This window comes from Thioclava sp. NS-SX20, assembly GCF_057380695.1.
Genome location: NZ_CM170816.1, coordinates 2,178,008 through 2,191,740 on the forward strand (window position 1 = coordinate 2,178,008; position 13,733 = coordinate 2,191,740).

11 protein-coding genes are annotated in these 13,733 nt (G+C 62.1%); 5 read left to right on the plus strand and 6 right to left on the minus strand.

Translation table 11 applies throughout. From position 1 onward, the window contains the following. The first annotated feature begins 8 nt into the window (after positions 1-8). Both AC2ISB_RS10670 and AC2ISB_RS10675 read left to right on the plus strand, forming a co-directional pair. The gene (locus AC2ISB_RS10670; RefSeq protein ID WP_406736065.1) at positions 9-875 is read left to right on the plus strand and encodes an S-methyl-5'-thioadenosine phosphorylase; all 867 of its coding nucleotides are present in this window, start codon (positions 9-11) and stop codon (positions 873-875) included. Between the two features lie 31 nt (positions 876-906). Then, the gene (locus AC2ISB_RS10675; protein ID WP_339108185.1) at positions 907-1,437 is read left to right on the plus strand and encodes an adenine phosphoribosyltransferase; all 531 of its coding nucleotides are present in this window, start codon (positions 907-909) and stop codon (positions 1,435-1,437) included. Positions 1,438-1,735: 298 nt separating this feature from the next. Here the strand turns inward: AC2ISB_RS10675 and AC2ISB_RS10680 are convergent, their stop codons facing one another. The 6 genes from AC2ISB_RS10680 to cyoE form a co-directional block, all read right to left on the minus strand. After that, on the minus strand, positions 1,736-3,136 hold the full coding sequence (locus AC2ISB_RS10680) for an FAD-binding oxidoreductase (RefSeq protein ID WP_486574967.1): 1,401 nt from the start codon (positions 3,134-3,136) through the stop codon (positions 1,736-1,738). 20 nt (positions 3,137-3,156) lie between these two features. Further along, positions 3,157-3,741, minus strand: coding sequence for a GNAT family N-acetyltransferase (locus AC2ISB_RS10685; RefSeq protein ID WP_406736063.1), 585 nt, complete (start codon positions 3,739-3,741; stop codon positions 3,157-3,159). Next, positions 3,741-5,000, minus strand: a complete 1,260-nt coding sequence (locus tag AC2ISB_RS10690) for a M16 family metallopeptidase (RefSeq protein ID WP_486574969.1) — start codon at positions 4,998-5,000, stop codon at positions 3,741-3,743. The genes AC2ISB_RS10685 and AC2ISB_RS10690 overlap by 1 nt, the downstream gene beginning before the upstream one ends. Next, positions 4,997-6,394, minus strand: coding sequence for a threonine synthase (gene thrC, locus AC2ISB_RS10695; RefSeq protein WP_406721275.1), 1,398 nt, complete (start codon positions 6,392-6,394; stop codon positions 4,997-4,999). Before thrC ends, AC2ISB_RS10690 begins: the two co-directional genes overlap by 4 nt. 113 nt (positions 6,395-6,507) lie before the next feature. Next, entirely contained in the window at positions 6,508-6,672 is a 165-nt protein-coding gene (locus AC2ISB_RS10700) for a hypothetical protein (RefSeq protein WP_339108190.1), read from the minus strand. Further along, positions 6,669-7,640 carry a heme o synthase gene (cyoE, locus tag AC2ISB_RS10705; protein ID WP_339108191.1) on the minus strand — a complete coding sequence of 324 codons (972 nt, stop codon included), beginning with the start codon at positions 7,638-7,640 and terminating at the stop codon, positions 6,669-6,671. The genes AC2ISB_RS10700 and cyoE overlap by 4 nt, the downstream gene beginning before the upstream one ends. A gap of 407 nt (positions 7,641-8,047) precedes the next feature. Between cyoE and tldD the strand changes: the two genes are divergently transcribed. The 3 genes from tldD to topA all read left to right on the plus strand — a co-directional run bounded on the left by tldD (position 8,048) and on the right by topA (position 13,642). Then, complete coding sequence (gene tldD / locus AC2ISB_RS10710; RefSeq protein WP_486574972.1) at positions 8,048-9,469, plus strand: metalloprotease TldD; 1,422 nt, start codon at positions 8,048-8,050, stop codon at positions 9,467-9,469. 172 nt (positions 9,470-9,641) lie between these two features. Then, entirely contained in the window at positions 9,642-10,754 is a 1,113-nt protein-coding gene (gene dprA / locus AC2ISB_RS10715) for a DNA-processing protein DprA (RefSeq protein ID WP_486574974.1), read from the plus strand. A 113-nt stretch (positions 10,755-10,867) separates the two neighbouring features. Continuing rightward, on the plus strand, positions 10,868-13,642 hold the full coding sequence (gene topA, locus AC2ISB_RS10720; protein ID WP_486574976.1) for a type I DNA topoisomerase: 2,775 nt from the start codon (positions 10,868-10,870) through the stop codon (positions 13,640-13,642). The last annotated feature ends 91 nt before the right edge of the window (positions 13,643-13,733 follow it).

Consider the following 13,733-nt stretch of genomic DNA (forward strand, 5'->3'; position numbering starts at 1 on the left):
GGAAACATATGGACAAGGTGATCGGGGTCATTGGCGGGTCGGGGCTTTATGACATTGCCGGATTGGAAGACCGTCAATGGCAGAGCATGGACACGCCCTTTGGTGCCCCCTCGGATGCACTGCTGACCGGATGGCTGGACGGGGTGAAGATGGTGTTCCTGCCCCGCCACGGGCGTGGCCATCGGCATTTGCCAAGCACGGTGAATTACCGCGCGAATATTGCCGCGATGAAGATGATGGGCGTGACCGATCTGGTGGCGATGTCTGCGGTCGGCTCGTTGAAAGAAGCCTATGCGCCGGGCGACTTTCTGGTTGTGGACCAATATATCGACCGCACCTTCGCGCGCGAGAAGAGCTTTTTCGGCACGGGGCTTGTGGGGCATGTGCCCTTTGCGCATCCGACCTGTCCGCGCCTGTCGGAGATCTGCCTTACGGCGGGGCAGGAGGTCGGCGGCACCCTGCATATGGGCGGCACCTATGTGGCGATGGAGGGGCCGCAATTTTCCACGCTGGCCGAAAGCCGCCTGTATCGCAGCTGGGGCGCGGATGTGATCGGCATGACCGGCATGCCAGAGGCAAAGCTGGCCCGCGAGGCCGAGATCTGCTATGCCTGTGTGGCGATGATCACCGATTACGACTGCTGGCATCCGGACCATGACGCAGTGGATGTGGCGCAGGTGGTGGCCACAGCGCATGCCAATGCCGAACGGGCACGCGCTCTGGTCGCGGCCCTGCCCGCCCGCCTGAAAGGGCCGCAAACGGATTGCGCTTCGGGCTGCAACCGTGCATTGGACGGGGCGATCATGACGGCCCCCGACCGTCGCGACCCCGAGATGATAGAGAAACTGACATGCGTGGCCGGTCGCGTCCTGTGACCGCCCGCGCAGCGCCCGCAGGGAGACAGCCATGAAAACCGTCAAGGATTACATCCGCACCATCGCCGATTTCCCGCATGAGGGGATCCTGTTTCGCGATGTCACCACCCTTTTTGCCGACCCGCGCGGCTTCCGCATGGCCATCGACCAGCTTCTGCACCCTTGGGCGGGCCAACCCATCGACAAGGTGGTGGGGCTTGAGGCGCGCGGCTTCATTCTGGGCGGGGCCATCGCGCATCAGCTGTCGAAAGGCTTTGTGCCGATCCGCAAGAAAGGCAAGCTGCCGGGGCAGACGATCAGCCAAGCCTACAAGCTGGAATATGGCGAGGCGATCATGGAAATGCACGAAGACGCCATCCAGCCGGGCGAGCGTGTGTTGATCGTCGATGACCTTCTGGCGACGGGCGGCACCTGCGAAGCCGGACTCAAGCTGGTCGAGAAACTGGGCGGCAAGATTGTCGGCTGCTCGTTCATCGTGGACCTGCCCGAACTGGGCGGGCGCAAGAAGCTGGAAGCGATGGGCCAGAACGTTCAGGTGCTCTGCGAGTTCGAGGGGCTCTGACACCTGCGCCCTTTCGGACCAGCCCCTTTCGAAGCCGGTCCGAAGCCCTCCTGCCCGAGCGCCCATATGGACCACAGGGATGACACCGGAACGCAAACAAAGCCTTATGGCCAGATGCCATACCGGACACAACAAACAATAGAACCCTGCGCCGCTGCCGGATATCCGCTAACCTTTTGGCAGGATTTCATATGCTAGAACCAAGGCGCAGACTGGTTCTGCTGCTTGCAAACACGTGAACCGTTGCACAGCGCCTCGCCTCCACCCCAAGGGCGAGGCGCTTTCTTTTGGCCGTGCCTCAGTTGGCGGGGAGCACCGCACCGGGATTCATGATGCCCTTCGGGTCCAGCGCCGCCTTCACCGCGCGCATCACGGCCAGCTTGCCCGCATCGCCATAACGTTCCAGATCGCCGGTTTTGATCCGCCCGATCCCGTGCTCGGCAGAAACCGAGCCGCCGAAGCGGTTGACCACCTCGTAGACGCAATCCTTTACCGCCGTTTTCATGCTCTCGTAATCGGCGCGGGTTTTCCCCGCCGCCGGAAACGCGTTGTAATGCAGGTTGCCATCACCCACATGGCCAAAGCAGTTCACACGGACATCGCCCAATTCGGCCAGAGCCTCGCCCGCCGCCTTGATAAAGGCCGGAAGCGAGGGCAGCGGCACCGAGACATCATGGCTGGAGATCGAGCCGATGCGCTTATTCGCCTCGGGGATATTCTCGCGCAGCGCCCACATATCCATACGTTGCTGACCCGATTGCGCGATCACCCCGTCGCTGACCAGATCGCCTGCCGCCTCAAACAGCCCCGCAAGCGCCTCTTCGGCCTCCATCCCCGCAGGCAGCCCGATCTCGCAGAGCACCATCCAGTCGGGGGCCTCGGGGAACGGCATATGAACCTCGGGGCCGACCTGCGCCAGAAATTCCAGCCCCTGACGCCCGATCAGCTCGAAGGCAGAGACACAGCCCACCATGCGCGCCTCGGCCAGCTCCAGAAGCTCCAAAGCGGCCTCGGGGCTGGGCACCACGAAAAACGCGGTGCCGACCTCGGAGGGGCGCGGGAACAGACGCAGGCTGGCCGCGGTGATCACCCCCAGACTGCCTTCCGAGCCGATCATCAGATCCTTGATGTCATAGCCCGTGTTATCCTTGCGCAGCCGTTTCAGGCCAGACACCACGGTGCCATCGGCCAGCACGGCCTCGACCCCCAGACAGAGTTCACGCGTATTGCCATAGCGCAGCACATTGACCCCGCCCGCATTGGTTGCCAGACAGCCGCCGATACGGGCCGTCCCCTGTGAGGCCAGCGACAGCGGGAACAGCCGCCCGCGCTCTTCGGCCGCCTCCTGCACCTGCGCCAGCGTCAACCCCGCCTCGACGATCATCGTATGGGCATCGGCATCACGGATACGGGTCATCTTCTCGAGGCTGAGGATCAGCGGGCGGGTCTCTCCGGGCATGATCTGACCTGACACCAGCCCCGTGCCGCCGCCATAAGGCACCACCGGCACGCCCTCTTGATGGCAGAATTTCAGGATCTGCGAGACAGCTTCGGTGCTTTCGGGACGCGCCAGAAGACCGCCCTGCCCGAACCAGCGTCCGCGAGGTTCTTCCAGATAGCGCGGTTCGGCCTCGGATAGCGCAAGATCCGGCAGCAGGTCGGACAGCTCTTGGCGGAAGGCATCATCGGCAGAACGCATGGAATTTCCTTTATAGAATGTCAGCCTACATCCGTGCGGCCCCGACGGTCGGGCCGCAGGTTGGAATAGAGCACATGATTGCGCCAGCGCCCGTTGATTTGCAAATAGGCCTGCGCCACACCTTCATATTTGAAACCGGATTTTTCCAGCACCCCGCGCGAGGCTGCATTTTCCGGCAGACAGGCCGCCTCGATCCGGCTGAGGTCAAGGATGGCGAAGGCATAATCGACCACACCATTGATCGCTTCGCGCATATAGCCTTGGCGGGCATAGCGTTCGCCCACCCAATAGCCGATGGTCCCCGACTGCGCGGGGCCACGGCGGATATTGTCGAGGGTGATTGCCCCCACCACCCGCTCGTCGCCGTGCCGGATAAGGAAAAAGGGCAAGGCCGTGCCTGCCGCCTCGGCCCGCGCCGACCAGTAAACCCGATTGGCAAAGGCCTTGCGCGAGAGATGGTCTTGCGACCACAGCGGCTCCCATTGGGTCAGGAACTCGCGGCTTTCCTCGCGCAGGCTGGCCCAATCGCGATAGTCGGAATGTTGCGGCAGGCGAAGCGTCAGCCGATCGGTTTCCACCTTCGGTTTCCGGCGACGCGTCAACATCAGGCGGCAAGCCTCCGCCGCAATTCCTCGAGATTGGGGGCTTTCTCGACCGGACCATAAAGGGCCAGCGCCGAATTGGGGGCCTCGATCAGCTTGCCCGCATAGGCGCGCACCGCCTCGACCGTTACCGCATCAATCCGTGCCGCCGTTTCTTCCAGATCCGGCACGCGGCCCCAGACCGACAGATTACGCGCCATACGCTCGGCACGGCTGGAGGGGCTTTCCAGACCCATCAGCATCCCCGCCTTGATCTGGGCACGCGCACGGGCGACCTCGACTTCCGACATATCCTCGGCGGCGCGTTTCAACTCATCCACCGTCAGGGTGGAAAGCTGCGCGACCTCTTCAGCCGAAGTGCCGGCATAGATGGTCATCATGCCCGTATCCTCATAGGCACCGGCCTGCGAGAAGATCGTGTAGCACAGCCCCTTCTCTTCGCGGATCTTCTGGAACAGGCGCGAGGACATGCCGCCGCCAAGCGCCGTCGCATAGACCTGCGCTGCGTAAAGATCGCTCGAGCGGTAGCTCGGGCCTTCAAAGGCCAGTGCGAAATGCGCCTGTTCGAGGTCTTTGGTCTTGCGGTGCTCTGCCCCTTTCCAGCTTGCAGGCTGGATCGGCGCATCCGTGCGCGGGACCATATGGCCAAAGATTCCCTCGGCCTGTTTGACGATCGTGTCATGATCCACATCGCCCGCCGCCGACAGGATCATCTGGCCCGGACCATAATGTTCGGCAACAAAGCCAGCAAGGTCGCTCTGACCGAAGCCCGCAACCTTTTCTGCCGGACCAAGGATGGTGCGACCGATGGCCTGATCGGGATAGGCGGCCTCTTGCAGCCAGTCGAAGATGATATCATCGGGCGTATCGAGCGACTGCCCGATTTCCTGCAAGATCACACCGCGCTCGACCTCGATCTCGCGCTGGTCGAAGACGGGATTCATCAGGATATCCCCGATGACATCAAGGGCCAGCGGCACATCATTGCCCAGAACGCGCGCGTAATAGGCGGTCACCTCACGCGAGGTATAGGCGTTGATATAGCCGCCCACATCCTCGATCGCCTCGGCAATCTGCAACGCACTGCGCGTCTTGGTGCCCTTGAACGCCATATGTTCAAGGAAATGCGCGATGCCGTTCTGTTCGGGGCGTTCGTGACGCCCGCCCGCATTGACCCAGATGCCGATAGAGGCAGAGGCCATCGAGGGCATCCGCTCGGTCACGACACGCAGGCCGTTGGAAAGGGTCGAAAACTGGATCATACGCGGCGCTCTTTGCGGATCAGGGCCTCAAGTTCGGCCAGATCATTCGGGACACGGGTCACGCGCTCTTCGCGCTCGAACAGATCGGCCATGCGCGGCGGCAGTTCGGGATGCACACCAGACGCCTCGTTCACAGCGGCAGGGAATTTCGCCGGATGCGCAGTGGCCAGCGTGATCATGGGCGTTGCCGGATCGCGCTCGATCGCCTCCATCGCCACACCCACGCCCACGGCGGAATGCGGGCACAACAGCTCGCCCGTGGTCTTCAGCGTCTTGGCGATGATCTCCAGCGTGCGGCCTTCGCCGACCGAGCCGCTGTCGTAATGCTCGAGCAAAGCGCCCATCGCGTTTTTCGACACGGTGAAAGAGCCTTGGGTCTTCAGCTCGTCCATCAGCGCCGAAACAGCCGCCCCGTCACGGCCATAGGCCCAGAACAGCGCACGCTCGAAGTTCGACGACACCTCGATATCCATCGACGGGCTCATCGAGGGTTTCACCCCGCGCTTGGTGTAATCGCCTGCCTTGATGCAGCGGTCGAGAATGTCATTCTGGTTGGTGGCGATCACCAGACGGTCGATCGGCAGCCCCATTTCCTTGGCAAGGAAGCCCGCGAAAATATCACCGAAATTGCCGGTCGGCACGGTGAAGGACACCTTGCGATGTGGCGCCCCCACAGCCACGGCCGAGGTGAAGTAATAGACGATCTGCGCCAGAACACGGGCGAAGTTGATCGAATTCACACCGGCAAGGCCAACCTCGTCGCGGAAGGTGAAATCGTTGAACATATCCTTCAGCTTGGCTTGGCAATCGTCAAAATCACCTTCAAGCGCCAGCGCATGGACATTGCCTTCGATGGGCGTGGTCATCTGGCGGCGCTGCACCTCGGACACGCGGCCATGCGGGAAGAGGATGAAGACATCCACATTCTCCAGCCCGCGGAAGGCCTCGATCGCGGCCGAACCGGTATCACCCGAGGTTGCGCCCACGATGGTGACCTTGCGGTTCTGTTTCGCCAGCTCGATCTGGAACAGTTGGCCGATCACCTGCATCGCGAAATCCTTGAACGCGAGCGTCGGGCCGTGGAACAGTTCCAAGAGGAAATGGTTCGGCGCCAGCTGTTTGAGCGGCGCGCGAGCCACATGGCCGAAACCGGCATAGGCGCGGGTGATGGCCCCCTTCAGCTCTTCGTCGGAGAAGGTCTCGGCGGTGAAGGGCTTCATCACGCGGAAGGCGACTTCCTCATAAGACAGACCGGCCATCGCGGCGATCTCGTCTTGCGTGAATTGCGGCACCGTCTCGGGCACATAGAGCCCGCCGTCACGGGCCAGACCCGTCAACATTGCTTCGCCAAAGCTCAGAGCCGGGGCCTGTCCCCGGGTCGAAATATAACGCATGGTCGGTCCTTCGGTTCGTCGGGGTCTGATACGCCAATGCCGGGGCGGTGTCATCCCTGACAACGCATCTCCCCCAGAAATCGGCATAACCTGCGGCAGAAAAGCCCGAAGGTCTAGCGTGTCTGGGCAGAGATGGGGGCGTTTGCGGCCTCTGTCTGGGCGGAAAGCTTGACCACGGTCAGCCCGAAGACAAGCAGGCAGAACACGGCCAATGTCAGCCCCAGCCCCTTATTGCGCGAGGCACGGGCCAGATGCATAGGATAGATGCGACGGCTCATGACCACAGGAATCCCAGATCGAAGCTCTGCGCGAAGCTGGCATAGGCGGGCCAAAGATGCAGCGCCTTTTCCACCAAGAGCGCCCCGAAATGCAGCGCCAGATACAGCAGCGAGAAATAGAAGTAGCGTTTTTCAAAACGGTATTTCTCGGCCTCGGCAGTCTCTTCGGCACGGCGCCAGATCACCCAGCCGCCGTGGATGAAGACCGCATTCAGCACCAGCGCCGTGGCCAGATAGACCGGCCCGCCAATCGAGGTCACGCCCAGCCCGATGGCCACCGGCGCAAGGATCAGCGCATAGGCAAGGATATGGCGGCGGGTCACCTTGCGACCATGTGTCACGGTCAGCATCGGCACTTTCGCCGCCGAATAGTCGCTTTTCATGAACAGCGCGAGCGCCCAGAAATGCGGCGGCGTCCACAGGAAGATCAGCAGGAACATCGCCACTGATTCGACAGAAACGCCCCCTGTAGCCACAGCCCAGCCGATCATGGGCGGGAAGGCCCCTGCCGCCCCGCCGATCACGATATTCTGCGGCGTCGAGCGTTTCAGCCACATCGTATAGACGATGACATAGAAGAAGATCGTGAAGGCCAGAAACAGCCCCGAAAACACATTCGAGGCCAGCGCCAGCATGACGCAGGAGATCACCGAAAGCGCCAGACCGAAGCCCAAAGCCTCGGTTTCGCTGAGACGGCCTGCGGGGATCGGGCGGCTTTGGGTGCGCTTCATGATGCGGTCGATATCGGCATCATACCACATGTTCAGCGCCCCCGAGGCACCACCCCCCAAGGCAATGAAAAGAATGGATATAAATCCAACCAGAGGGTGCACCGGCACGGGCGCCACAACCAGCCCCACGAAGGCGGTAAAGACAACCAAAGACATCACACGCGGCTTTAGCAGCGCCACGAAATCGTTGAACTGCGCATCTTGGCCTTGCGGTTTCACATAGCTGATATCGCTCATACGTGCCTTCCGGTTCGTCTTTCCTGAAACTGTGCGCCGCAGCCTCTGGCATGGCCCCGCCGTGCAGCTATTGTCGTTGTCCAGCCCTATCCGCAGACCCCCTGCCGCGCCCAGACACCTCGCCGGCACAAAGAGCCGGAAAATAGCGGGACGGATCTGCCTGATCCGGCTGAAACAGCGCCTGATTAGCCGCAAGCGGATCACAGGTCTACCGGCCGGATACACCTAATATTGATACTGCGCCATATCTTTACATTTTCCCAGCGCGGTCCGCATCGCCCGCCGCGCCGGAATTTGCACGCGGATCGCACAGGAATTGCCGACAAAACTTGTATCAGCGCGCATGACAGGACATATCCGTTGGGAAGAACCGCGACCATAGGCGCGCAACGAAGGAAGGACACCGGATGAGCGATACCCGCTTCGCCCCTTTTGAGACCCAGCTGGATGAAGAGCGCGCCCTTGCTGTTTTGCGTGAGGCGACCTCTGGGGCCGATGATGGCGAGCTGTTCCTTGAGCGCCGCCGCTCCGAGGCGCTGGTCTTCGATGATGGCCGCGTGAAGAACGCCAGCTATGACGCCGCCGAGGGCTTTGGTCTGCGGGCCGTGCGCGGCGAGGTTTCGGGCTATGCGCATTCCACCGAGCTGACCGAAAGCGCGCTGAAACGCGCCGCCGAGACCGCCCGTCTGGCCGTGGGGGCCGGAGGCGGCACGATGGCGCCCCCGCCGCAGGGCACCAATCTGCGGCTCTATTCCGACACCGACCCGATGAGCGATGCCACTTTTGCCACCAAGATCGACATCCTCAAGGAGATCGACGCTTTCGCCCGCGATCTGGACAAACGCGTGGTGCAGGTCTCGGCCTCGATGGCGGCCTCTTTGCAAGAGGTCTTCATCCTGCGACCCGAAGGCGGGCTGGTCTCTGACATCCGCCCGATGGCGCGGATCAATGTGTCGGTCATCGTCGAGGAAAACGGTCGCCGCGAGTCGGGCAGTCATGGTGGCGGTGGCCGCTATGGTCTGGCAGGGCTGATCACCCCCGACACCTGGCAACCCGCCGTGCGCGAGGCGTTGCGGATCGCGCTGGTCAATCTGCGCGCCGAGGCCGCGCCTGCGGGGCAGATGGATGTGGTGCTTGGTCCGGGCTGGCCGGGGGTGCTGCTGCATGAGGCGGTGGGCCACGGGCTGGAGGGCGACTTCAACCGCAAGAAATCCTCGGCCTTCGCGGGGCTGATGGGGCAACAGGTAGCGGCCAAGGGCGTGACCGTGCTGGATGATGGCACCATCCCCGACCGTCGCGGGTCGATCACCATCGACGACGAGGGCACGCCTTCGGGCAAGAATGTGCTGATCGAGGACGGGATTCTGGTAGGCTATATGCAGGACCGCCAGAACGCGCGGCTGATGGGGGTCACCCCCACCGGCAACGGCCGCCGCGAGAGTTTTGCCCATTGCCCGATGCCGCGCATGACCAACACCTATATGATGGGCGGCGAGGCTGATCCGGCCTCCATTCTGGCCGATCTGAAAGATGGCATCTATGCCGTGGGCTTCGGAGGCGGTCAGGTGGATATCACCAACGGCAAATTCGTCTTCAACTGCACCGAGGCCTACCGCGTGAAAAACGGCGTTGTGGGGGCTCCGGTGAAAGGGGCCACGCTGGTGGGCGACGGCCCCACCGCGATGCGTCAGATTCGTGCCATTGGCAATGATATGGCGCTGGATCCGGGAATCGGGAATTGCGGCAAACAGGGGCAATGGGTGCCCGTGGGTGTCGGCCAGCCCAGCCTGATGATTGGCGGGCTGACGGTGGGCGGCTCTGCTGCCTGAGCGCCTTTTGCGAACCAACCCTTTATGAAACCTAGAAAATCCGCCCCTTGGGGCGGTTTTTCTATCAAGAGATCAAATAAATTTTTAGCAAAATTTTCGCAGCGCAGCGTTTGGTAACCATTCGTTAATCTTAATCTCGCAATTTGGTCTTGCGATTGAGGCGGAGGACCGGATGAAAACAGGCTTGTTTTCTTACCCCACCCCCTTCACCCCACCCACCACGGAAGAAAATGAACTGCTGGTTCTCCGTCTCTTTCGCTCTCGTCGTGTCGGGGCCACGACCTTTCACCGGATCATTACGGAACACGGATCGGCGACGGCAGCACTTGCGGCCCTGCCCGAGATCGCCCGCGCTGCCGGTGTGCCGGACTATTCCCCCTGTAACGAGGCGACCGCGCTGGCCGAAATAAAGGCGGGCCGTAAGGCAGGCGCACGGCTTTTGGTGTTTGGTGGGCCCGATTACCCGCAGGCCCTGCTGGACCTGCCCGACGCGCCCCCCGTGCTTTGGGCTCTGGGCGATACCAGCCTTCTCCAACGCCCTGCTCTGGCCTTTGTGGGCGCGCGTAGCGCCTCGTCTCTGGGGCGGCGCATGGCGGCAGGGCTTGCGCAGGAGGCCGGAGAGGCAGGCTATGTGATTGTCTCGGGGCTTGCCCGCGGGATTGATGCCGAGGCGCATCAGGCCGCGCTTCCCACGGGCACCATTGGCGTGCAAGGGGGCGGGATCGATGTGATCTACCCCAAGGAAAACGCAGGACTGCATGACACCTTGTCGCGACAGGGCCTGCGGCTTTCCGAAAACCCGCCCGGAATGCAGCCGCAGGCGCGCCATTTTCCGCAGCGCAACCGCATTATCTCGGGGCTGGCACGGGCGACGATCGTGATCGAGGCCGCCGCGAAATCGGGCAGCCTGCTGACAGCGCGTAACGCGCTGGACCAGGGGCGCGAGGTTATGGCCGTTCCGGGCCACCCGATGGACGGGCGGGTGGGTGGCTGCAACCTGCTGATCCGCGACGGCGCGACCCTGATCCGCGATTTTGCCGATATTGCCGAGGCTTTGGGCCCTGCCCCGCCACAGCCGTCGCACACGCCCCCCCTGCCACAAAGCGCCGTGCCGGATGATCTTGCGCAGGCCCTTCTGGAGCTTCTGGGGCCCAGCCCCGTTCTGGAAGACCATGTGATCCGCGATCTGAAAACCGACGCGGCCACATTCGCCCAGCTTCTGACCGATCTGGAACTGGAAGGTATGGTCTTGCGCCACCCCGGAAGCCGGATCAGCCTTGCATGAGCCCCTGCCGGAAAAGGCCATAAAACCGGAAGATCAGGCTTTACATTGACATTCCCCGAATAAACCCCACATCTTCCGCCCGACTCAAGAATAGCTCTACCTGCGAGGTCCACATGGCGGTTGTCGTCGTCGAATCACCAGCCAAGGCCAAGACAATTAACAAATATCTTGGTTCCGATTACACCGTCCTCGCCTCTTTCGGGCATGTTCGCGACCTGCCTCCGAAAGATGGTTCGGTCGATCCCGAGCATGATTTCGACATGAAATGGGAGATTGCGTCCGATTCGAAAAAGCACATCAAGGCGATCACCGATGCGCTGAAAGATGATGACACATTGATCCTTGCGACTGACCCTGATCGCGAGGGGGAAGCGATTTCGTGGCACCTTGAACAGGCGCTGGAAAAGAAGCTCAAGGGAAAGAATGTCAGCCGTGTGACCTTCAACGCGATCACCAAGAATGCGATCTTGGAAGCGATGAAATCCCCGCGTCAGGTGGATACCGCGCTGGTCGAGGCCTATCTGGCGCGGCGCGCGCTGGACTATCTGGTGGGCTTCAACCTCTCGCCCGTGCTCTGGCGCAAGCTACCCGGTGCGAAATCGGCGGGCCGTGTGCAATCGGTCTGTCTGCGGCTGATCGTCGAGCGCGAGATGGAGATCGAGGCCTTCAACCCGCGTGAATACTGGTCGGTCGTGGCCCAGATGGAGACCCCGCGTGGCCAGACTTTTGAGGCCCGCCTGACGATGCTGGGCGGCAAGAAGCTGGATAAATACGACCTCGCCAACCAGACCGATGCCGAAATGGCCGTGCAGGCGGTGTCCTCGCGTGCGCTGATGGTCAATTCGGTCGAGGCCAAGCCTGCCAGCCGCAACCCCTATGCGCCCTTCATGACCTCGACCCTGCAACAGGAGGCCTCGCGCAAATTCGGCATGGGCGCCAAGGCCACGATGTCGGCGGCGCAGCGGCTTTATGAGGCGGGCTATATCACCTATATGCGGACCGATGGCATCGATATGGCCCCCGAGGCCGTGATGCAGGCGCGCGACGCGATCAAGGCGAAATTCGGCGAAAGTTACGTCCCCAAATCGCCGCGCATGTATAAGAACAAGGCCAAGAACGCGCAGGAGGCCCACGAATGTATCCGCCCGACGGATATGTTTGTTTCGCCCGACAAGCTGAAGGTTTCTGCCGATGACCAGCGCAAGATCTATGATCTGATCTGGAAGCGCACCATTGCCAGCCAGATGGAAGCCGCGCGGTTTGAACGCACCACCGTGCTGATCGGCTCGAAGGACGAACAGGTCGAGCTGCGGGCCACGGGCTCGGTTGTCACCTTTGACGGCTTCCTGAAGGTCTATGACCAGGGCCGCGATGATGATGATGACGAGGATAGCAACCGCCTGCCGCAGGTCATGCAGGGCGAGGCCCTGAAGCTGGCGCCTGCCTATGAAGAGGCCTTCAGCAAGGCGCAGGGCGAGGACACGCTGGTCGAGGATGACAAGCCCGGCATCCGTCGCTGCCCCGCCGCTGTCATGAGCGAGAATGCCGCGATCCTCGGCGCCCAGCACCATACCCAGCCCCCCGCCCGCTATACGGAAGCGACGCTGGTCAAACGGATGGAAGAACTCGGCATCGGGCGGCCTTCGACCTATGCATCTATCGTCACGACCATTCAGGACCGTGGCTATGTGCGCAAGGACAAGAACCGCCTGTTCCCCGAGGATAAGGGCCGTCTGGTCACGGTCTTCCTCGAGAATTACTTCCGCCGCTATGTAGAATATGACTTCACGGCGGGGCTGGAAAACCAGCTGGATGATGTCTCGGCGGGGGAGCGCGATTATAAGGAAGTGCTCTCGCGCTTCTGGCGGGATTTCTCGGCCGCGCTTGAGGAAACTTCAGAGCTGCGCATCACCGAGGTGCTCGACAAGATCGACGAGGTTCTGGCCCCCCATATCTACCCGCCCCGCGAGGACGGCTCGAACCCGCGTATCTGCCCTGTGTGTGGCAATGGCCAGCTGCATCTGAAGACCGCCCGCTCGGGTGGCGCCTTTATCGGTTGCGGCAATTACCCCGAATGCCGCTATACCCGCCCGCTCTCTGCCCCCGATGGGGATGACGCGGCGCAGGCGCTGGACGGCAAACTGCTGGGTTATGACGAGGGGATGCAGGTGACGCTGCGTGTGGGGCGCTTTGGCCCCTATGTGCAGAAGGGCGAGGTTACCGAGGATGTGCCGAAACCGCCGCGCGCCTCGATCCCGAAGACATGGTCGCTGGAAGATCTCGACATTGAGAAGGCGATGCTTTTGCTGAACCTGCCCCGCGAGATCGGCCCCCACCCCGAAGATGGCGAGATGATCGAATCCGCCATCGGTCGGTTCGGCCCCTATGTGAAGCACCTCAAGACCTATGCGAATCTGCCCTCGGTCGAGGATGTGTTCACCGTGGGGATGAACCACGCGGTGGAACTGCTGGCGCAGAAGGCGGCGCGCGGTGGCCGTGGCGCTGCCGCCAAACCGCTGAAAGAGCTGGGCGAGCACCCCGATGGCGGCGCGGTCTCGGTGATGCCCGGACGCTACGGGCCTTATGTGAAATGGGAAAAGGTCAATGCGACGATTCCCAAAGAAGTCGAGCCCGAGCAGGTGACCATGGAGCAAGCGGTGGAATGGCTGGCCGAGAAGGCCGCCAAATCGCCGAAGAAGAAGGCCGCGGCGAAAAAGCCTGCCGCCAAGAAAACCGCCGCCAAAAAGCCTGCGGCCAAGAAGGCCCCCGCCAAAAAGGCGGCCACCCCGAAAACCGCAGCGAAAAAGCCTACGGCCAAGAAAGCGGCCCCCAAGAAGACCGCCGCTCCGGAAACCGATCAGGATGACGGCGCGGGGACCGAAGACTAAGACAGAAAGGCAGGCGCGCAAGTGGCCTGCCTTTTTTACGCCCTGCTTACCCTGCGCCGCAGCGCAGCATTGACTTGCTCTGAACGATAGC